General features: G+C 72.2%; 16 protein-coding genes and 2 tRNA genes. 5 read left to right on the top strand and 13 right to left on the bottom strand.

What is annotated here, in order from left to right; all coding sequences use genetic code 11:
- Nucleotides 1-124: 124 nt before the first annotated feature.
- The 4 genes from AC07AB_RS15055 to AC07AB_RS15070 all read right to left on the bottom strand — a co-directional run bounded on the left by AC07AB_RS15055 (nt 125) and on the right by AC07AB_RS15070 (nt 6,021).
- Nucleotides 125-198 (bottom strand) — tRNA-Met (locus tag AC07AB_RS15055).
- Nucleotides 199-267: 69 nt separating this feature from the next.
- The gene (locus AC07AB_RS15060; protein ID WP_478565755.1) at nt 268-2,763 is read right to left on the bottom strand and encodes a tetratricopeptide repeat protein; all 2,496 of its coding nucleotides are present in this window, start codon (nt 2,761-2,763) and stop codon (nt 268-270) included.
- 259 nt (nt 2,764-3,022) lie between these two features.
- Nucleotides 3,023-3,096, bottom strand: a tRNA-Met gene (locus tag AC07AB_RS15065).
- 42 nt (nt 3,097-3,138) lie between these two features.
- Nucleotides 3,139-6,021, bottom strand: coding sequence for a UPF0182 family membrane protein (locus AC07AB_RS15070; RefSeq protein WP_478566303.1), 2,883 nt, complete (start codon nt 6,019-6,021; stop codon nt 3,139-3,141).
- A gap of 146 nt (nt 6,022-6,167) precedes the next feature.
- Here AC07AB_RS15070 and AC07AB_RS15075 point away from each other — a divergent pair, with 146 nt between their 5' ends.
- The gene (locus tag AC07AB_RS15075) at nt 6,168-6,737 is read left to right on the top strand and encodes a PPA1309 family protein (protein WP_478565758.1); all 570 of its coding nucleotides are present in this window, start codon (nt 6,168-6,170) and stop codon (nt 6,735-6,737) included.
- A gap of 52 nt (nt 6,738-6,789) precedes the next feature.
- Here the strand turns inward: AC07AB_RS15075 and AC07AB_RS15080 are convergent, their stop codons facing one another.
- The 4 genes from AC07AB_RS15080 to AC07AB_RS15095 all read right to left on the bottom strand — a co-directional run bounded on the left by AC07AB_RS15080 (nt 6,790) and on the right by AC07AB_RS15095 (nt 10,399).
- The gene (locus tag AC07AB_RS15080; RefSeq protein WP_478565761.1) at nt 6,790-7,878 is read right to left on the bottom strand and encodes a YlbL family protein; all 1,089 of its coding nucleotides are present in this window, start codon (nt 7,876-7,878) and stop codon (nt 6,790-6,792) included.
- 100 nt (nt 7,879-7,978) lie between these two features.
- A complete protein-coding gene (locus tag AC07AB_RS15085; RefSeq protein WP_478566328.1) occupies nt 7,979-8,131 on the bottom strand; it encodes a hypothetical protein in 153 nt (50 codons plus the stop codon).
- 295 nt (nt 8,132-8,426) lie between these two features.
- Nucleotides 8,427-8,894 carry a molybdenum cofactor biosynthesis protein MoaE gene (locus AC07AB_RS15090; protein WP_478565764.1) on the bottom strand — a complete coding sequence of 156 codons (468 nt, stop codon included), beginning with the start codon at nt 8,892-8,894 and terminating at the stop codon, nt 8,427-8,429.
- Between the two features lie 383 nt (nt 8,895-9,277).
- The gene (locus AC07AB_RS15095; RefSeq protein WP_478565766.1) at nt 9,278-10,399 is read right to left on the bottom strand and encodes an SDR family oxidoreductase; all 1,122 of its coding nucleotides are present in this window, start codon (nt 10,397-10,399) and stop codon (nt 9,278-9,280) included.
- A gap of 192 nt (nt 10,400-10,591) precedes the next feature.
- On the opposite strand from AC07AB_RS15095, the gene AC07AB_RS15100 reads away from it, so the two are divergent.
- The gene (locus AC07AB_RS15100) at nt 10,592-12,154 is read left to right on the top strand and encodes a zinc-dependent metalloprotease (protein WP_478565769.1); all 1,563 of its coding nucleotides are present in this window, start codon (nt 10,592-10,594) and stop codon (nt 12,152-12,154) included.
- Nucleotides 12,151-12,681: an NUDIX hydrolase gene (locus AC07AB_RS15105; RefSeq protein ID WP_478565771.1), complete on the top strand. Its 531-nt coding sequence runs from the start codon at nt 12,151-12,153 to the stop codon at nt 12,679-12,681. The genes AC07AB_RS15100 and AC07AB_RS15105 overlap by 4 nt, the downstream gene beginning before the upstream one ends.
- A 121-nt stretch (nt 12,682-12,802) precedes the next feature.
- On the opposite strand, the gene AC07AB_RS15110 is transcribed toward AC07AB_RS15105, so the two are convergent.
- The 4 genes from AC07AB_RS15110 to AC07AB_RS15125 all read right to left on the bottom strand — a co-directional run bounded on the left by AC07AB_RS15110 (nt 12,803) and on the right by AC07AB_RS15125 (nt 16,705).
- Nucleotides 12,803-13,564 (bottom strand): AIM24 family protein, encoded by a 762-nt coding sequence (locus AC07AB_RS15110; RefSeq protein ID WP_478565774.1) that lies wholly within the window; start codon nt 13,562-13,564, stop codon nt 12,803-12,805.
- Between the two features lie 16 nt (nt 13,565-13,580).
- Complete coding sequence (locus AC07AB_RS15115; protein WP_478565777.1) at nt 13,581-14,264, bottom strand: AIM24 family protein; 684 nt, start codon at nt 14,262-14,264, stop codon at nt 13,581-13,583.
- Between the two features lie 11 nt (nt 14,265-14,275).
- Nucleotides 14,276-15,841, bottom strand: a complete 1,566-nt coding sequence (locus AC07AB_RS15120) for a TerD family protein (RefSeq protein WP_478565780.1) — start codon at nt 15,839-15,841, stop codon at nt 14,276-14,278.
- Nucleotides 15,842-16,108: 267 nt separating this feature from the next.
- Complete coding sequence (locus AC07AB_RS15125; RefSeq protein WP_478565782.1) at nt 16,109-16,705, bottom strand: M48 metallopeptidase family protein; 597 nt, start codon at nt 16,703-16,705, stop codon at nt 16,109-16,111.
- A 172-nt stretch (nt 16,706-16,877) separates the two neighbouring features.
- Between AC07AB_RS15125 and AC07AB_RS15130 the strand changes: the two genes are divergently transcribed.
- Both AC07AB_RS15130 and AC07AB_RS15135 read left to right on the top strand, forming a co-directional pair.
- Nucleotides 16,878-18,047: a ThiF family adenylyltransferase gene (locus tag AC07AB_RS15130; RefSeq protein WP_478565785.1), complete on the top strand. Its 1,170-nt coding sequence runs from the start codon at nt 16,878-16,880 to the stop codon at nt 18,045-18,047.
- Nucleotides 18,048-18,089: 42 nt separating this feature from the next.
- The gene (locus AC07AB_RS15135) at nt 18,090-19,466 is read left to right on the top strand and encodes an ABC1 kinase family protein (RefSeq protein WP_478565788.1); all 1,377 of its coding nucleotides are present in this window, start codon (nt 18,090-18,092) and stop codon (nt 19,464-19,466) included.
- 18 nt (nt 19,467-19,484) lie between these two features.
- Here the strand turns inward: AC07AB_RS15135 and AC07AB_RS15140 are convergent, their stop codons facing one another.
- On the bottom strand, nt 19,485-19,685 hold the full coding sequence (locus AC07AB_RS15140; RefSeq protein WP_478565791.1) for a hypothetical protein: 201 nt from the start codon (nt 19,683-19,685) through the stop codon (nt 19,485-19,487).
- Between the last annotated feature and the right edge of the window lie 149 nt (nt 19,686-19,834).

Here is a 19,834-nt window from a genome sequence, read left to right on the forward strand (position 1 = left end):
AGGACTTTCCCCCACTTGTTCTTGGGCGGAGGGGGGGGGGATCCCCCCGTGGGTGCCCCCCCCCGACTCACGGCATGACATGACGAAGGCCCGGATCCTGTCGGATCCGGGCCTTCGTGTGCAGTAGCGGGGACAGGATTTGAACCTGCGACCTCTGGGTTATGAGCCCAGCGAGCTACCGAGCTGCTCCACCCCGCGCCGTTGTGTTCCAAAGACTAACCCGCCATGCCCGACCAGCGCAAACGGCCTGCCGCCGGCCCCGGGCGATCAGGCCGACAGCTCCTCCCGCAGCGCCTCGCGCAGCCGCGCGGCCCGCTCCGCGACCTCCACGGGCCCCAGCTCGACCGCCCGCGTGCACCACTGCTGCCCCTCCGCCAGCTCGCCGCGCCGGGCCATCAGCAGCGCGAGGCGCAGCGCGGCGCGGCCGTGCCCGGCCTCGGCGGCCCGCGTCCACCACAGGGCGGCCTCCGGCTCGCTGCCCTCGCGAGCCAGCAGCAGCCCGAGGTTGAAGGCCCCGTTGCGGCTGCCGGCCTCGGCCGCCTCCCGGTACCAGTGCGCGGCCTGCACGACGTCGCCGCGCACGGCGGCGAGCATGCCGAGCCGCACCTGCGCCCGCCGGTGGCCCTGCCGGGCCGCCCGCTCGTACCACTCCTCGCACTCGGCGAGCTCCGGGCCGCCCGTACCGCCGTCGTCCGAGGGGCGGTCGAGCAGCGCGCCGAGCCGGAAGGCGGCCTCCGCTCCGCCGCCGCGCACGGCGACCCGCAGATACCGCTCGGCCGCCTCGTCCTCGCCATCCCGCAGCAGGGCCATGGCGACCTGGAGGGCCGCGTCGGTGTGCCCGGCCGCGGCGGCCCGGCCGTACCACTGGAACGCCGCGCGGTCCTCGCCCCGCCCGGCGTACAGGATGCCGAGGTTGAACGCGGCGTCCACGCTGCCCGCCTCGGCCGCCTTGGAGAACCACGGCTCGGCCCCGGCGGAGTCGCCGCGCTGCAACAGCAGCACGGCGAGCGCGTTGGCGGCCTCGCGGTGCCCGGTGTAGGCGGCGCGGCGGTACCACTGCTCGGCCTGCTCGGTGCGGTTCTGCTCGGTGCACAGCAGGGCCAGGTTGTACGCGCCGTTGACGTCACCGGCGTCCAGGGCGGCGCGGTACCAGCGCTCGGCGGCCTGCGGCTCGCCCCGGTCGGCGTGCAGCGCGCCCAGCGCGTTGGCGGCGTTGCCGTCGCCCTCCTGGGCCGCGCGCAGCCACCAGACGGCGGCGCTCTCGATGTCGCCCACATCGCGCAGCAGGAACCCGAGGGCGCACGCGGCGCGCGACTCGCCGTCCTTGGCGGCGGTCAGATACCAGCGCCCGGCCTCCTTGTTCTCGCCGCGCTCCTCCAGGAGCGTGCCCAGGTGCAGCGCCGCGCGGCGGTGGCCGCGCGCGGCGGCCTGCCGGTACCACTGCTCGGCCTCGGCCGGCTGCCCGACGGCGTGCCGCGTCCCGGTCGTCGGTCCCTGCCGGTCGGCGGAGCGGCGCGTTCCGTCGGCGGCGGGGTCCGAGCCGGTGTCGGAGTCCGTACCGGTGTCGGGGTCGGGGCGCGCCGCGGCACGGCGGGCGCCCTTGGCCGAGGCCGTGAAGCCCGTGCCGGTGTCGTTCTGGCGCGCCGCCACCCGGCGCGCCCCCTTGGCGGGGAGGCCCGCGCCGGTGTCGCAGTCGTACCGGGCCGCGGAGCGGCGCGCGCCGGCGGGCTGTGCGGCGGCGCCCGCGGCGGCGTCCGGTCCCTGGCGGCTCGTCGAACGGCGGGCGCCCTTGGCGAACGTCGCGAAGCCCGTGCCGGTGTCCGCGGGGCGGCGCGCGCCGCGTCCGACCGTGGCGAGGCCACCGGTGTCGCCGGGCCGGGCGGCGGCTCCGGCGGCCCGGTCGGCCGCGGTGGAGGGGCCCGTACGTCCGGTCGTACGGGCGGAAGCCGGCCGCTCGCCGTGCCGCTGCCCGTCGCCCGCCCCCGCACTCGGCGTGTCCCAGCGCCCGGTGTCCCACAGCCCGGTGCCCGTAGCGGTGGGCCGGCCGCGCCCCCGGCCCGTACCGCGCAGGTCGCCGAAGTCTCCGAAGTCGTGCAGCTCACCGAAGTCGTCGAGGCTGTCGAGGGCGGCGGAGCCCAGGGAGAGGCTGCCGCCGGGGCGGGCGAGCGCGACGCGGCGCGCGGCGGGCCCCAGCGGTTCGAGGGTCTCGGGGCCGCGCTCGCGGACGTCGAGGATGCGCGCGAGCCGGTACGCGGCCTCGCGGTGGCCGCGCTCGGCCGCGGAGCGGAACCAGCGCTCGGCCCCGGCGTCGCCCCGGTGCTCCAGCAGGTCGGCGAGCGCGTACGCGCCGAGCGCGTGCCCGGACTCCGCGGACTGGCGGAGCCAGTACTCGGCGGCGGGCTCGTCCCCGCGCTCGCGGTGGTAGCGGCCCAGCGCGTGGGCGGCGGGCGCGGAACCGGCGACGGCGGCGATCCGCCACCAGCCGGCCGCCTCGTCGGGGTAGCCGCGCTGGTGCAGCAGGACGCCGAGGTTGTTGGCGGCGGCCCGGTCGCCCTCGGCGGTGGCGGCACGCAACTGACGCTCGGCGCCGTCGAGATCGCCGCGGCGCAGCAGCATCGCGCCGAGCACGCTCATGGCGGCGGTGTCACCGGTCGCCGCGGCCCGGCGGTGGGCGGACTCCGTCTCGTCGTCGGCCGGATCGGGGCCGACGTATCCGTCCGGTGTCGGCGTCTTTCGCTCGCGCCCGCCCCCGGGCGCTTCCACAAGCCGACGTGTCTCCAACAACCTCGCCCTATCCCCCATGATCCCCATCGTCGCACCACCCACAACCCGCGTACACCTGGTATACCGCAGCCAGTGAGGTCACTTCGGCGTTTTGTCGACTTCCCGACATCGTGGCGTTCCAAACGCCGAGCGGGAGCCCCACACAACCCCCACACACGCCCCGCCGCCGCGTCGGTCCACCCGCACCGCACGCACGACAAGGCCCGGAGTCCGAAGACTCCGGGCCTTGTCCTATAAGTAGCGGGGACAGGATTTGAACCTGCGACCTCTGGGTTATGAGCCCAGCGAGCTACCGAGCTGCTCCACCCCGCGCCGTTGTGTTTCAACCGTACCACGGCGCGGGGCGGCGCCTGCTCAGCTGCCTGGCTTCTTGCCCTTCTCGGCGGCCTCCGCCTCGGCCTTGGCAGCCCGGCTCAGCGCGTCCTTGAGGTCGTTCTGGGCCTTGCCGTACGCGGTCCAGTCCTTGTCGTCGAGCGCCTTCTGACTGGCCTCGTACGCGTCCTGCGCGTCCTTGACGGCCTGCTTGGTCGTCGGGTTCTCCGAGGGCGGCGGCTCCGTCTTGTCACCGCTCGGCGGAGTGTCCCCGGACGGCGCCTTCACCCCGAAGACCACATCGAGCGCCTTGGGGAGATTGTCCTCGAAGGCCGTCTGATCCCCGTAGGTGACCAGCACCTTCTTCAGCAGCGGATAGTTGGTGCCCGCGCCTCTCACATAGACCGGCTCGACGTACAGCAGTCCGTCGTCGAGTGGCACGGTCAGCAGGTTGCCGTACTCGATCTCGGAGTCGCCTCTCTTCAAGATATTGATCTTGTTGGCGATCTCCGGATCTCCGTTGAACTTGCTCTGCACCTGCTGTGGACCGGAGACCGTGGTCTCCGATGGCAGTTTCAGTATTCTGATCTTGCCGTAGTCCGAACTGGTCGCGTCGGCGTCGATGGCCATGAAGGCGCCCAGGTTCTCCCGGCTCTTCGGCGTGAACGTCGTCGTCAGCGAGAACGCCTGCGCCTTCTGATCCGGCATCTTCATGCTCAGGTAGTACGGCGGCACCGCGTTCCCCGACTTGGTGGTCGGGTCGTCCGGCACCTGCCACCGCTCACTGCCGGTGTAGAAGGTCCCCGGGTCGGTGACGTGGTAGCGGGTGAGCAGCTCGCGCTGGACCTTGAAGAGGTCCTGCGGGTAGCGCAGGTGCTGCATCAGGTCCGAGTCGATCTCGCTCTTGGCCTTCACGGTCCCCGGGAACGACTTCATCCAGGTCTTGAGCACCGGGTCCTTGGTGTCCCACTGATACAGCTTGACCTTGCCGTCGTACGCGTCCACGGTCGCCTTGACCGAGTTGCGGATGTAGTTGACCTGGTTCTGCTGGGCGACCACGGACCGCTGACCGGTGGTCAGGGAGTCGGCCGTGGAGTCGCCGAGCGTGGTGCGGGACGCGTACGGATAGCCGTTGGTCGTCGTGTAGGCGTCGACGATCCACTGGACCCGGCCGTCAACCACCGCCGGGTAGGCGTCGCCGTCGATGGTCAGCCAGGGGGCGACCGCTTCGACGCGCTCCTTGGGCGTGCGGTTGTACAGGATCCGCGAGCCCTCGCCGATCGCCCCGGAGTAGAGGATCTGCGGCTCCCCGAAGGCCACGGCGTAGGCCGCGCGGTTGATCGGGTTGGAGAGGTTCACCCCGCTCTTGCCCTTGTAGCTGAAGCTCTTCTCGCCGTTGTCGCCGGAGTAGTCCAGCTCCTTCTGCGGGCCGCCGACGATCGAGTACTGCGTGGTCTTCTCGCCGTAGTAGATCCGCTGCTCGTACGAGGGGAGCTTGCCGGTCGTGGGCAGGTTCTTCTCGGTGAAGTCCGGGGCGCCGCGGTCGACGGTGTCGGTGCCCTTCGCGGTGATGGCGCCGTATCCGTGCGTGTACTTGAAGTGGTCGTTGATCCAGTTGCGCTCGGGGATGCCGTTGATGTTCAGCTCGCGCAGACCGATGACCGTGTCCTGCTCCTTGCCGTCGACCTTGTAGCGGTCGACGTCCAGCGTGGACGGGAACTGGTAGTACCCGCGGACCTGCTGGAGCTGCTGGAAGGTCGGCGAGACGATGTTCGGGTCGAGCAGCCGCATGCTGGCCGTCGAGTCCGCGTCGGAGCGCAGCTTCTGCTTGTCCTTGTTCTTGAGCTCGCTCTTGCCCGCGTATTCCTTCACATCGGAACCGTCGATGCCGTACGCGTCACGCGTGGCATTGATGTTCTTCTTGATGTACGGGGCTTCCTTGGCCTGCTCATTGGGCTGGACCTGGAACTTCTGCACGATCGCGGGGTAGAGCCCGCCGATCAGGATCGCGGAGAGCACCATCAGCCCGAAACCGATCACCGGCAGCTGCCAGGTGCGCCGCCACAGCGTCGCGAAGAAGAGCACCGCGCAGATCAAGGCGATGATGAAGAGGATCGTTTTGGCCGGCAGATAGGCGTTAGCGTCCACATAGCGCAGCCCGGTCCAGCCCGCCGTCGACTTCAGACCGCTGGACTTCACCGTCAGCCCGTACCGGTCCAGCCAGTACGCGACGGCCTTGAGCACCACGAAGACGCCGAGCAGCACCGACAGATGGCCCGTGGCCGCGGCGGTGGCCCGCCCGCCGGGGCTGGTGATCCGCAGGCCGCCGTAGAGGTAGTGCACCAGGGCGGCGGCGATCAGCGCGAGCACCGCGGCCGCGAAGCCGAAGCTCAGCAGGAAGCGGTACCAGGGCAGATCGAAGGTGTAGAAGGAGATGTCCTTGTGGAACTGCGGGTCCGTCTGGCCGAAGGAGACGCCGTTGATCCACTGGAGCCAGGTGCGCCACTGGCCGGCCGCGGAGGCGCCCGCGATCAGCCCGACCAGCGCGGTGACCGCGAGCAGCACCCATTTCTTGTACGGCGCCAGGCCCATGCGGTAGCGGTCGAGGCTCTGCTGCTCCATCGACATCGCGCTCAGCGGCGGCCGCAGCCGGTGCGCCAGCCAGATGTTGAAGCCGACGGCTACGGCCATCAGCAGGCCGAAGACGGCGAACAGCCCGATCTTGGTCCCCAGCGTGGTCGTGAAGACCGAGGAGTATCTGACCGAGCGGTACCAGAGCCAGTCCGTCCAGAATCCGGCGAACATGACGAAGAGCATGGCCAGCACGGCCAGCACGCCCAAGGTCAGAAGCAGGGTCCGGACTCGCCGGGACGGTCGGCCGACTCTCATCCGTGGCCCTGTCGGGCCTCCGCCGCGGTCCGGCATCTGGAAAGCCAAGGTGCGCACCTCGAAGTTCAATGTCGTTGTGGGGTCATTTGAGTGGCCCCGGTGATAGTAGGACCCAGTGTGGCAACTTACTGAGCCTTTACTCAGTTCCCGTTTTCGGTCACCTTCAAGGCACGATATTGACCATGTCCAACCTTCCCGACCCCAGCACCCCTATGGCCGCGAGTCCGCTGACCCGAGCCGTGCTCGAAATCGACGAGTACGCCTCCGGGCTCGGCTGGGACCAGCCGGCCCGGCTCTTCGCCCTCGTCGACACCGCGAAACTCCGCGCTCAGGAGCCCGGCCTCGCCGAACAGCTCGGCCTCGACGGCGCGGAGGGCGAGGACTCCCCCGCCGCCGCCATCACCCCGATCGAACAGGACGAGCTGCCCGCGGGCGTCGCCCTCGACGAGTTCCTCGCCACCATCGCCTGGCCCGATCCGGTGACCGGCTGCGCCATGACGGTGGAACGGCTGATGCTGCCGCCGTCCGCGGAGGGGTCCGTGCCGAACGGCCTCGACGAGGCGCAGCTCGCCGAGTGGGTCGCCGAGCACCCGGACCGCCAGGAGGTCCGTATGACGGTGGCGGTGCTCCGCGACGGCGCGCGCGAATCCGCGCTGCGGCTGCGCGAGAAGGACTCGCCTACCGAGGTCCTCACCGGGGCCGGTCTCGTACCGGGACTCGCCGAGGCACTGGCCGCGACCTTCGAGGCGTAACCCCGGCTCAGGCCCCGGGCGCCGTCCCGGGGCCCCGCACCCGTCCGTACGGTCAGCCTGTCGTGCACCGCGGCAGGCCGGCCGTGTCTCCCTTGCGGATCTTCTCCAGGGCCTTCATCGCGTCGTCCATGGTGCCGACCTTCACGAGCCGGAGCCCGGCGGGAGTGTCCTTGGCTGCGGTCGCGCAATTCCCCTTGGGCGTCAGGAAGTACCGCGCGCCCTTGTCCCGGGCGGCCACGACCTTCATCGCGATGCCGCCGATGGGGCCGACCGCTCCCTTGTCGTCCATGGTCCCCGTGCCCGCCACGAACTTGCCGCCCGTCAGATCGCCCGGGGTGAGCTTGTCGACGATCCCGAGGGCGAACATCAGCCCCGCGCTCGGCCCGCCGATGTCCGGCAGCTTGATGTCGATGGTGAACGGGAACGTGTGGTCGACGGCCGCCTTGATGCCGACGATGGCGCGCTTGTCCTCGGGGGCCTTGGCGGTGGTCAGGGCGACGGTCCGGGTCTTCGCCGGCTCCTTCTTGGCCTTCTCCGCCTCGGCGGCCTCCTTGACCGGCACCACGGTGAAGACGACCTTCTCGCCGGGCTTGTGCTTGGTGACGAGCTTGGCCACGTCCTCGGGCTGCTTGACCTGCGTGCCGTCCACGGCCTTGATCACGTCGCCCGCGTGCAGCTTGCCCTCGGCCGGGCTGGCCTTGACGACGGACCCCACGACGGTGCGGCTGCCGACGGGGATGCCGACCGCCTTGAGCGCCGCGACCTTGGCGGTCTCCTGGGACTGGCTGAACTCCTCGGCGTTGTCCTGGCTCACCTGGGCCGGGGACTTGTCGTCGGGGTAGACCGTGTCGTGCGGGACGACGAGGTCATCGTGTCTGAGCCAGCCGATGACGGCCTCGACGAGGTTCATCCGGTACTGGGACCCGGTGACCCGGACCGTCGTCATGTTGAGGTGGCCGGACGTGGGGTACGTCTTGTGGCCGCTGATCTGGAGCACCGGCTCGCCGTCGTGCTCGCCGATGGTGTTGACGGTGGGTCCGGGGGACATTTCCGCGTACGGCACCGGGATCAGCACACCCGCGCAGAGCAGCGCGATCAGCATCAGGAGGGAGGCGAGCATCGTCGCTGTGCGGCGGGGCATGGAACGACAGTACGGGACAGGTCTGACAGCCCACCCGTGGGGCCGGGCCGTCCGTGGCCCGGCGGGTTGACGCGGCTCGCGGGAGGGCGGCGGGGAACGCTCAGGCGACGTCGGACCCGGAATCCGGCCGCTCCATCGCCGCACGGAACCGCGCGTAGCCGGCGAGCTCCGCGATGTCCCCGTACGTCCGGTTGCGCGTGGCCCAACTCCCCCATATGGCAGCGGCGATCGCCGCCAGAAGCGGAATCAGCAACCAGACGAGCGCACCCACATCGGCCTCCCGACCCCTAGCGCCTCGCGACGGTCCGCCCCGGGCGCCGCACGCGGACGGGCGAAGGCCGCCGGTCGCGGCACCAGCCGACCGCAATCAGCAAATAAGCAGACTAACCACCCGTCAGATCAACGCTTACACCACGAGACGGGTTACGCAACCGGGGCGCCACACTCGGCTCAAAACCTCTTTCCCGGCCCACCGCGCTTCCAGTGCGCCTCGCCGACGTCTCGCCGACAACGTCTCGCCAACGCCTCGCCGATGCCTCGTCGACGACTCAGCAGGCGCCGACCCACTCCTCGGTGCCGTCCGAGAACTGCTGATGCTTCCAGATCGGGACCTCGTGCTTGAGGTCGTCGATCAGCCTGCGGCACGCCGCGAACGCCTCGGCCCGGTGCGGGCAGGAGACCGCGACCACCACGGCCAGGTCCCCTACCGACAGGTCGCCGACGCGGTGGACGGCCGCCATGGCCCGTACCGGGAAGTCCGCCGCGACCTTCTCGGCGACCCGGCGCATCTCCGCCTCCGCGCTCGGGTGCGCGGAGTAGCCGAGGCCGGCGACCTCCGCGCCGCCGTCGTGGTCGCGCACCGTGCCGACGAAGAGCGCGGTGCCGCCCGCGGCCCGGTCGCCGACCGCCGCGAAGACCTCGTCCAGGGACAGCGGGGTGTCCCGGACGGCGAGCAGCCGAATGGGGGCGGTGGCGCTCGGGGAGGGGACTGCGGGTCGGTCGTGGGTGCTTGCCATGCCCCCATCGTGCCGCACCCGGCGGCGACCCCGGCACCGGCCGTGCGGCGGGCGTCCGTACGGACGGCGCTGCGGGCCCCCGGGTCCGGCCGCCGGTCCGCTCGCGGAGGTGCGTACGTGCCCCGGGTCCGGGGCCGGGACCGCCACCCGTCCGTACGGGCGGCGCTGCGGGCCCCGGGCCCCGCCGGTCCCGCTCGCGGAGGTCCGTACGAGCCCCGGTCCCGGGTCCGAGGCCGCCGCGTCCGCCGCGTCCGTACCGGCGGTGCCCGAGAGGCGCCCGCGTGCGGTGGCCGTCCGTACGGGCCGTACGGGCTCGCCTCGGGCCCCCGCGTGCGGTGGCCGTCCGTACCGGCCCGCCTCGGGCCCCGGCTTCCCGTCGCCCGCTACAAGCGGCGGCGGGCCTTGCGGGCGCGGCGGACCAGTGCGGCCGTGCCCACCAGCGCGACCGTGGCTCCGGCGGCCCCCAGCGTGGTGGCGTCCTTGCGGCCCAGCCGCCGGCCCGCGACCGTGTGGCGGCCCGAGACCTCCTCAAGCAGCTCGGCGAGCACCTCCTCATTGGTCCACCGGGGCCGCCAGCCCGCCTCGTGCAGCCGGCTGCCGCTGACCACCCAGGGGTGCATGGTGAACGCGAGGTCGCCCGCCGGGGACGGGGTCAGCCCCAGCCGGTGCAGTCGCGAGGCCGCGCCCAGGGCGACCGCCGAGGGCAGCTCCATCCGGCGGATGCCGGTGAGCTCCTCGACCTCTTCCTGTTCCAGCCAGCCGTCGCAGCCCACCGCGAGGTCGCCCTCGGCCTTCTCCAGGGCGGCGAACTCCAGGGCGCTGACCAGGTCCTCCACATGGCAGAACTGCCAGGTGGGCCGGGAGCCGGCGACGACCAGCAGGCGCGGCGACTCGAAGTAGCGGGTGAGGGCGGTGTCCGTGCCGCCGACGAGGACGGCGGGGCGCAGCACCGTGACGTTGAGCCCGGGGTGGGCGCGCGGGGCGCGTTTGGCGAGCCGCTCGATCTCCAAGAGGTCGCCGACGCCCGTGGCGTCGGCGGTGGCGCGCAGCTCGGCGTCCTCGGCGAGCGGCACGTCGTTCTCGGGGAGCGCCCCGTAGACCATCGCCGAGGTGCACAGCACCACCCGGTGCACGCCCGCGGCCGCGGCGGCGGTGAGCACGGTCTGGGTGCCACGCACGTTGTACGCCGTACGGGCCGCGGGGTCGGTCTCCAGGTCGAGGTCGACCGCGAGGTGGACGACGACGTCAGCGCCGCGCAGTTTCTCCGCGATGGCCGGGTCCCGGACGTCCAGCACGTGCCACGTCGCCTCGGTGGTATCGCCGCGGCGCTCGTCGATGGCGATGACCTGTTTGATCTCCTCGGACTCGGCGAGGCGCTGGGCGAGCAGGGCGCCGATGCCGCCGGCGGCGCCCGTGACGGCCACAACAGGCCGGCTGCCGGACTTCGCGGCACCATGGGCCGTACCGTTTCGCGCTGCGCGAACGTGCGGATCTGGGGAACTCACCAGGCGTCTCCAGAGGTTGTCTTCAGTACGCATGCGCGATGACGCGTACGCACCAGGTGATGTCCATCCTGCCGCAGGCCTCGGGCCGGCGGAGCACCGAGGCCACAACCGGGCCGGGTGTCTACGCTGGGTTGTGTTGTCGGGCATTCGCCGCCGGCCCCGGGTCGGCGGCCCTACGAGCCGAGGAAACCCGTGAGTGACACCCCATTCGGATTCGGCCTTCCGCCGGAGGAGCCGGAGGACGGCGACGACGGCAAGAAGAAGGGAGGCCAGGGTGGTGGCCAGGGTCCCGCGAATCCGCTTGGGTTCGGCGGGGCGGGCGGCGGAGACAATCCGTTCGCCTCGATGTTCGGGTCGCTGAACCCGAACGACCTGGGCGCGGCCTTTCAGCAGCTCGGGCAGATGCTCTCGTACGAGGGCGGCCCGGTGAACTGGGACATGGCCAAGGACATCGCGCGGCAGACCGTCGCGCAGGGCACCGCCGACGGCACGAAGGACGCGAGCGTCTCGCCGGGCGAGCGGGCCTGGGTCGATGAGGTCGTGCGCCTGGCCGACCTGTGGCTGGACGGCGTGACCTCGCTGCCGTCGGGCGCCAACACGGCGGTGGCGTGGAGCCGCGCCGAGTGGATCGAGGCCACCCTCCCGGTGTGGAAGGACCTCGTGGACCCCGTCGCGGAGCGCGTCGGAGCGGCCATGGGCGATGTGCTGCCCGAGGAGATGCAGGCCATGGCGGGCCCGCTGCTCGGCATGATGCGGTCCATGGGCGGCGCGATGTTCGGCACCCAGATCGGTCAGGCGGTCGGTGTGCTGGGCGGCGAGGTGGTCGGTTCGACCGACATCGGGCTGCCGCTGGGCCCGGCGGGCAAGGCCGCGCTGCTGCCGGTCAACGTCGAGGCGTTCGGCAAGGGCCTGGGCGTCCCGCAGGAGGAAGTGCGGCTCTACCTGGCGCTGCGCGAGGCCGCTCACCAGCGGCTCTTCACCCATGTGCCGTGGCTGCGCTCGCACCTGTTCGGCGCCGTCGAGGGGTACGCGCGCGGGATCAAGGTCGACACCTCCAAGCTGGAGGACGTCGTCGGCCAGATCGACCCGTCGCACCCCGAGCAGCTTCAGGACGCGCTCCAGCAGGGCATGTTCCAGCCGGAGGACACCCCGGAGCAGAAGGCGGCACTGGCCCGGCTGGAGACCGCGCTCGCGCTGGTCGAGGGCTGGGTCGACGCGGTGGTGCACGCGGCGGCGGCCCCGCATCTGCCGTCCGCGGACGCGCTGCGGGAGACGCTGCGCAGGCGGCGCGCCTCCGGCGGGCCGGCCGAGCAGACCTTCGCCACGCTGATCGGGCTGGAGCTGCGGCCTCGGCGGCTGCGCGACGCGTCGCGGCTGTGGGCCTCGCTCACCGACGCACGGGGCCTGGACGGGCGCGACGCCCTCTGGGAGCACCCGGACATGCTGCCGACGGCCGCGGACCTCGACGACCCGGACGGGTTCGTGCACCACGAGCAGATGGACTTCTCCGAGCTCGACAAGATGCTCGGCGAGGCGGCCGGCAGCGGCCCGAGCAAGCCCGACCTCAACAAGCCGGTCATCGACGAGCGGGACGAGCAGGACCCCTCGACGGGCTCGTCGGAGTCTGGCGGGTCGGGGTCCGGCGAGCCGGGGCCGGGTCGGCCCGAGTCCGGCAAGGGCCGTGAGGACGACGACACCGCCACGGGCGACGGCAAGGACAAGGGCAAGCAGGACGAGGGCGACGCCGACAAGTGAGCCTGCACGAGAACGCGGCGCGGGCCCTCGATCAGTGGCCCGCGCCGGACGCCGGCCAGCAGGAGCTGCGGCTGGCCTATCTGGAGCACCTGTCGACACACCCGGCCGCGATGTGGAAGGCGTGCCCGGAGGCTCATATCACCGCGAGCGCGCTGGTCATCGACCCGGCCGGGGCGCGCGTCCTGCTGACGCTGCACCGCAAGCTGAAGATGTGGCTCCAGATGGGCGGGCACTGCGAGCAGCAGGACGCGACGCTGGAGGACGCCGCGCTCCGGGAGGCCCGTGAGGAGTCCGGGATCGCCGCCGGGCTGACGCTGCTGCCCGGCGGCCCCGTACTGCTGGACCGCCATTCGACGCCGTGTGCCTGGCATCTCGACGTGCAGTACGCGGCGCTCGCCCCGGCGGAGGCCGTCGAGGCGATCAGCGACGAGTCGCTGGACCTGCGCTGGTTCGCGTACGACGAGGTGCCGCAGGTCGCCGACGCGTCGGTCGTGCGCCTCATGGAGCGTACGCGCGCCCTTCTTTAAGAAGGCGGCCGGTCGGGGCCGGCGGCTCGCGGTGCCGGTGGCTGGGGATGGTGCGCGGACACGGTGTCCGCGCATCCGCCCGGGCCGGCCGGCGCAGCCGCCCGGCCCGTCGGCCCCGCTGTCAGCGGTTGGTCCAGATGTTGCCCTGGTTCTGACCGTGCGCGCCCTGCTGGCCGAAGCCGTACTGGGCCGCGAGCCCCTGGCCGGTCTCCGCGCCCTGCGGCGGCAGCAGCTCGCTGGGCTGTACGAGCGCGTAGCCCTGGCCCAGGAAGCTCAGCTCCCAGCCCTCCCCCGTGCTGCCGCGCCGCCGCCACACGCCCGACGAGTGCGTCTGCGCCTGCATCTGGACGCGCAGCGAGGACGACCAGGCGACGATCGCGTCGGCGTCCGCGTTGACGTACTTGTCCGGGGTGATCTGGAGCATCAGGGGCTTCCCTGAGGTCATCAGGGCCACCTTGCCCTGCCCGGAGATGTTGAGGTTGTACTTGCCGGAGCCGGAGACGCCGAACTGGCTGTCCACGGCGATCGCCTCCCAGTGCAGCGTGGAGTCGAGCGCCAGGACGTACGCGCCGTCGACGGTCAGGCCGTCGTGGTCCACGTCCACCACGTGGACGTGCTGGGCGAGATTGGCGAGGTACACGGTGCCCTGACCGGAGCAGCGCATCAGGTCCAGTCCCTCGCCCGTGCGGGCACGGGCGTGCTGCCGGCCGGGCGACTGGTACTCGCCGTCGAACTCGATCAGCCCTTGGTAGGCGACCATGGAGCCCTTGCGGGCGAGTACGTCGTCGTGACCGCTGAGCGCGACGCGCAGCAGCTGGGCGTTCTGGAGCGCGTAGCGGTCCTGGCTCTGGGCCTCGGTGTAGCCGAAAAGCGGGCTCTGCATGGTCTCCTCGTTCCCCTCAGCCCCGGGACCGGAGCCGGTCGGCGCTGTCCTCGCTGGGCTGCACCACGACGAATCCCTTGCCGGAGAAGCCCAGCTGATACGCCTCGCCGCTGCCTCGGCCGATCATCGAGGACGCCTTGAAGCTGCGCTTCCCCTTCATCTTGAGCCCGGTGGACCAGGCGACGAGGGCGTCCGGGTCCACATAGGTCTCGTCCTCGCCGCGCCCGCAGTCCACGACGACCGGGGTGCCGCGAGAGGTGATCGCGACCCAGCCGGTGCCGGAGACGGCGACGTTGAACAGGCCCTGCCCGGCGAACTTCGCCATGCCCTTGACGCGCTGCACGCCCCACTGGAGGTGCGCGTCGAAAGCGAGCAGATTGGTGCCGTTGACGGAGAGCGAGTCGCCGTTCAGATTGAGGCAGATGACGTCCGCGCCGTAGTCGGCGAGGTAGAGCAGGCCGTCGCCGCGGCAGGTCATCAAGGGCGCGCCCTCGCCGGTCAGCCACTGCGACGCCAGCTGGCGGACGGCCGGCGGGTTCGGCTCGTACTGCACGAATCCCTCGTACGCGACCATCGAGCCGGTGCGTGCGAAGAGGTCCTGGCCGCTCTGCATGGCCACCTTCAGCATGCTGCTGCCGTGGTTCTCCATCCGGGCGGCGGCCGGGGCCGGGGCGAAGCCCGAGATCAGTGTCTGGTCCATGACGGGCTCCTTCAGACCTCGTAGGGCTGGACGACGACGAAGTTTCCGGGCGCGCCGCGGAACTGGAGGTTCACGGTCTCCCCGGAGTGGCCCGGGTAGGCGTGGCGGCGCAGCCGGACCTGGCTGGAGATGATCACCTGTGCGGCGGCGGACCAGGCGACGACGGCATTGCTGTCCGCGAAGGTGGTCGGGGTGACGGGGAGGACGACGGGGATGCCGTGCGTCTTGACGACGACGGTGCCCGTGCCCTGGAACTGCATGGTGAACAGCGCGCCGCCGGGGATGCCGTGGCCCTCGATGCGGCGTACTTCGTGGTGCAGCGACTCGTCGAAGGCGAGCACGGCGTCGGCTGAGACGCAGATCGCGTCGCCCTGGAGCTCGATGGGGTGCAGGTGGGCGGAGTCCTCCGCCAGGAAGACCTGGCCGCGGCCGGTGCAGCGCATCAGCTGCATCTCCTGGCCGGTGGCGTTGCCGACGATCCGGCCGGCGAAACCGGCGCCCTTGTAGCCGAAGTCGACCTTGCCCTGGTAGAGCACCATGCTGCCCTGCCGGGCGAGGACGGGCCCGCCGTCGGCGCCGAGGTCGACGCGGATCAGCTTGTCGTTCTGCGAGGTCCAGCGCGCTCCGTTCGGCGCCTCCCGGTACCGCGCGAGCGCGGCCTGGACCCCGGGCGCCGCGGCGTTCTCCGGCGGCGGCCCCTGGGGGAACTCCCGCGGTCCCGAGGAGGCGGCCTGCGGCCCTCCGTACGGCGCGGGGTGGCCGGGTCGGTCGGTCTGGCCGTACGGGCCCGGCTGGCCGGGCACGCCGGGCGGCGGCGGAGGCTGGACGGGCGGCTGGGCCGGGTCGGAGAAGTGGCCGGGCGGTGCGATGGGGGCCGCGATGGTCGGCGCCGCGTGCACCGGCAGGGTCGGCGGGCCCTGCCCCTGGGGCGGGCCGAAGTCCGGGGCGGGCTGCGGGGCGGCGGCCGCCGGGGGCGCGAAGGGGGGCGGTGCTGCCGGCGGCGGGGCGAATCCCGGTACGGCGGGCTGCGCCGGAGGCTCGGGTTCCTCCTCCAGGACCTCGCCGCCGAAGTTCTTGAGCAGCGCTTCGAGTCCGCCGTCGAACCCCTGCCCGACGGCCGCGAACCGCCAGACGTCCTTGCGGTAGAAGTCACCGAGCATCACCGCGCGCTCGGTGCTGAACTCCGTGCCGTCGAAGGGGTAGCGGGCGACTTCCTCGCCCCCCGCGACGATGCGCAGATAGCCGGGGCCGATCTGCGACATCTGGCCCGCGCCGTCGATCGTCGCGGTGAAGGCGAGCTTGTGGATCGCGTCCGGCACACGATCGAGGGTGACGCGGAACGACTCCGTGTCCCCGGCCTGCGCGCCGAGCTGCTGGATCGCCTCTTCGGGCGATTTGGGCTGGTTGAAGAAGATGAAGTAGCGGTCGTCCGAGAGCCGTTCCTCGGCGTCGAGACCGAACGCGCTGATGTCGAAGGAGAGACCGGCGCCGGCGATCCGCACGCCCACGTACAGATCGGTCCCCGCCGTCAGGTCACTGATCCTGGCCTTGTGGCCGCGCTGGAATTCCCTGGCCATGCGTAGCCCGTCCCCCGTCCGTACCGTGCCGTGCCTGCGTTGCGACAGGCTAACGGCTGCCGACGCCCGGCGGCGATGCCGGGCGTCGGCTCCGGTACGGCCCGCGACCACTGGCTACGGGCCAGGGCGCTCGCTGCGGGTGTGGTCACCCGCTGCGGGCTGGTCACTCACTGCGGACGTGATCACCGCGGCGGGCGCGGTCGCCCGTTACGGCGTAGTCACCCGCTGCGGGCGCGGCCATTGACTGCACACCCACTGCGGAGGTGTTCACTCGCTGCGAGCCGCGGGCAGGTGCGGCAGGCGGTCCGCGGCGACCACGCCTTCCAGATAGCCCCGGGCCCGCTCGGTGCGCGGGTAGGACTCCAGGAGGCGCCAGAAGCGCGGGCCGTGCCCCGGTACGAGCAGGTGGGCGAGTTCGTGGACGAGTACGTAGTCCACGACGTACTCCGGCATGCCCTGGAGGCGGTGCGAAAGGCGGATGCTGCCCTCGGCGGGCGTGCACGAGCCCCATCGGGTGTTCTGGTTGGTGACCCAGCGGACGGAGGCGGGGCGGGCCCGGCCGTCGAGGTACTGGTCGGAGAGCCGCTCCGCGCGCTCGGCCAGCTCGGAGTCGCCCAGCATGCGCTTGTTCTCCTGCGCGGCGAGTTTCTCCAGCATCACGCCCACCCAGCGCTGCTCCTCGGCCTCGGACATCCGGGCCGGGATGAGGACCACCGTCCGGTCGCCCTCGCGGTAGGCCGAGACCGTTCTGCGCCGGCGGGTGCTCCGGCGGACCTCGACCGCGTCCGCCCCGGACGAGCGGGATCGTGGGCTCGGGGCGCTGCGCGGTGATCTTGCGGCACTGTGCAGAGGGTCGACGGACACGCCTCGACGTTACCCGCTGGCGGCGACAGAAGTCCCGACCTCGCTCGGTTGTCGGGGGAAACACTCATCGGAGTGCACTACTTGTACGACAAACACGCCCCCCTGTGGATAACTTTCGGCGGCGATTCACCGACCCGCGCATGCTGAGTCCCGACCGATGGGGGAGGCGAGCATGCATCCGATGATCAAGCCCGCGCTACGGCGCGGCTGGCGCAACCGCGACACCGTGCAGTTCGGGGTGGCGCCCGCACACGCCGTGGTGCTGGGCCCGGTGGACACGGCGACGGGGAGCTTTCTCGACCTGCTGGACGGGACGCGTGGCCTGCCGCTGCTGCGCGCCCAGGCCAAGGCGATGGGACTGCCCGAGGGCCGGGCCGACTCGCTGGTGGGGCGGCTGGCTGCGGCCGGTCTGCTGGACGATCCGCTGAGCGGCGGCGAGCCCGCGGTGGCGCTGCGCGAGACGGGTCCGGCCCTGGACCGGCTGCGGCCCGACCTGGCGTCGCTCTCCGTGCTGCACCCGGAGCCGGGCGGCGCGATGCGGCTGCTGGGGGCGCGCCGGGCGATGCGGGTGCAGGTGCGGGGCGCGGGGCGGGTGGGGGCGGCGATCGCCGCGCTGCTGTCGGCGTCGGGGGTGGGACAGGTCGATGTGCTGGACGGGGGGTGTGTCGAGCCGTGGGACACGACTCCGGGTGGGGCCCGTGCCGAGCAGATCGGGGAGCGGCGCGACGCCGCGGCCCGGCGGGTCGTCCGGCAGGCCGCGCCGGGGCCGCGGCCCCGCGCCCGGCCCGGTGGGGATGCGGCGCCCGACAGGGCGGGGGTGGCCGAGGGGGCGGAGCAGCCGCCGTTGTCGCTGGTGGTGCTCGCGCCGCGGGACGGCCTCGCGGCGTTCGCGCCGGAAGCGGCCGTCGCCGAACGCTTCGTCGTGTCCGGGACGCCTCATCTGTACGCGGGTGTCATCGAGTGCACGGGGGTGGTCGGGCCGCTTGTGCTGCCGGGCGGGTCGGCGTGTGCGGGCTGTCTGGAGCTGGGCCGGGTCGAGAGCGACCCCACTTGGCCCAGGATGCTCGCCCAGTGGCGGTCGGGTCGGGCGGTGGGGGTGCCGTCCTGCGATGCCGCACTCGCTACGGTGGTCAGTGGGCTGGCGGCCGTCCAGGCGCTGGCCTTCCTGGACGGCCGGCCGCCGGACTCGGCGGGGGCCCGGCTGGAGATCACGCTGCCGGGCGCGGGCTGGGCTCCACGGCGTATCGCTCCGCATCCGGCATGCTCGTGCGGAGCAGCAGGATCCGCCCATCCTGAATGCGCCTCGGCCTCGAAGCCGTTGCACGGGACAATGGTCGGGTAACAGTCGTACTCGGCGTGGCTGTTCAGGTAGTTGGAGGGGTGCATGTCTGATCTTCCCCGTAAAGCGGTCACCCGCACCGCCAAGTTGGCCGCGTTGCCACTCGGCTTCGCGGGCCGCGCCACCTGGGGGCTCGGCAAGCGGATCGGCGGCCGGTCGGCGGAGCTCGTCGGGCGTGAGCTGCAACAGCGCACGGCGGAGCAGTTGTTCAAGGTGCTCGGCGAGCTGAAGGGCGGCGCGATGAAGTTCGGGCAGGCCCTGTCGGTCTTCGAGTCGGCGCTGCCCGAGGAGATCGCCGGGCCGTACCGGGCCGCGCTGACCAAGCTCCAGGAGGCCGCGCCGCCGATGCCGACCCGTTCGGTGCACGCGGCACTGGAGGAGCGGCTCGGCGAGGACTGGCGGGATCTCTTCACGGAGTTCGAGGACAAGCCGTCCGCCGCCGCGTCGATCGGGCAGGTGCACCGGGCGGTCTGGCACGACGGGCGCGAGGTCGCGGTCAAGGTGCAGTATCCGGGGGCCGGCGAGGCGCTGCTGTCGGACCTCACCCAGCTGAGCCGCTTCGCCCGGCTGCTGGGGCCGCTGATCCCGGGCATGGACATCAAGCCGCTCATCTCCGAGCTGCGCGACCGGGTATCCGAGGAGCTGGACTACGAACTGGAGGCGCGGGCGCAGCGCGCGCACGCGCGGGAGTTCGCGCAGGACCCGGACGTGGTGGTGCCGGACGTGGTGCACCAGGTCGATCAGGTACTGATCACCGAGTGGATGGGCGGGGTGCCGCTCTCCGAGGTGATAGAGAACGGCAGCCAGGAGGAGCGGGACCGGGCCGGGCAGCTGCTGGCGCGCTTCCTCTTCTCGGGCACCGCCCGTACGGGGCTGCTGCACGCCGACCCGCACCCGGGAAACTTCCGGCTGCTGACGGACGGCGGCGCCGACGGGCCGCCGGAGTCGTGGCGGCTGGGTGTCCTGGACTTCGGCACGGTGGACCGGCTGCCGGACGGGCTGCCGCCGACGATCGGCACCGCGCTGCGGATGACGCTGGACGGCCACGCGGAGGGGGTGTTGGACCTGCTGCGCGAGGAGGGGTTCGTCAAGCCGTCGGTCGAGCTGGATCCGGACGCGGTGCTGGACTATCTGCTGCCGATCATCGAACCGGCGCAAGTGACGAAGTTCACGTTCTCCCGGGGCTGGATGCGGTCCCAGGCGGCGCGGATCGCGGACCCCCGCTCCCCCGCGCATCAGCTCGCCCGGCAGTTGAATCTGCCGCCCTCGTATCTGCTGATACACCGGGTGACGACGAGCACCATCGGGGTGCTGTGCCAGCTCGGGGCGTCGGTGCGGCTGCGGGACGAGCTGGAGGCGTGGGTGCCCGGGTTCACCGTGGACGAAGCGTCCGAGGAGGCGTCCGAGGGGGCTCCGGCCTGACCGGGGGCGGGGCCGCTCTCACCACCAGGGCGAGTCGAGACGCCCTTCGATCGCTCTGATGTTGGCGCGGGCGCAGTCGTCGCAGAAGAAGCGACGGGCGCCGTTCTCGACGGAGCAGGTCCAGGTCGACGGCGCCCGGTCGGCGGCGGTGCCGCAGCGGGCGCATACGGCGGGCGTTTCAGGGTCCGACGGCACCTGTTCATGCGTCTTCTGGTCCACTCCCCGACGATATCCCCGCGAACGGTTCGTGCGGGGCACAACCCCGTTGGAGGGGGGGGGGGGGGGGGGGGGGGGGGGGGGGGGGGGGGGGGGGGGGGGGGGGGACCACCTACCAAGGAAGAGAAAGACAAAAAACCGATTGCTGTCGG

It is taken from the genome of Streptomyces sp. NPDC044033 (assembly GCF_056434425.1).

Bases quoted from the DNA above. Each gene is read 5' to 3' on its own strand.
- AC07AB_RS15070 (WP_478566303.1), bottom strand. From the start codon at position 6,021: ATGCCGGACCGCGGCGGAGGCCCGACAGGGCCACGGATGAGAGTCGGC.
- AC07AB_RS15075 (WP_478565758.1), top strand. From the start codon at position 6,168: ATGTCCAACCTTCCCGACCCCAGCACCCCTATGGCCGCGAGTCCGCTG.
- AC07AB_RS15080 (WP_478565761.1), bottom strand. From the start codon at position 7,878: ATGCCCCGCCGCACAGCGACGATGCTCGCCTCCCTCCTGATGCTGATC.
- AC07AB_RS15090 (WP_478565764.1), bottom strand. From the start codon at position 8,894: ATGGCAAGCACCCACGACCGACCCGCAGTCCCCTCCCCGAGCGCCACC.
- AC07AB_RS15110 (WP_478565774.1), bottom strand. From the start codon at position 13,564: ATGCAGAGCCCGCTTTTCGGCTACACCGAGGCCCAGAGCCAGGACCGC.
- AC07AB_RS15115 (WP_478565777.1), bottom strand. From the start codon at position 14,264: ATGGACCAGACACTGATCTCGGGCTTCGCCCCGGCCCCGGCCGCCGCC.
- AC07AB_RS15120 (WP_478565780.1), bottom strand. From the start codon at position 15,841: ATGGCCAGGGAATTCCAGCGCGGCCACAAGGCCAGGATCAGTGACCTG.
- AC07AB_RS15130 (WP_478565785.1), top strand. From the start codon at position 16,878: ATGCATCCGATGATCAAGCCCGCGCTACGGCGCGGCTGGCGCAACCGC.
- AC07AB_RS15135 (WP_478565788.1), top strand. From the start codon at position 18,090: ATGTCTGATCTTCCCCGTAAAGCGGTCACCCGCACCGCCAAGTTGGCC.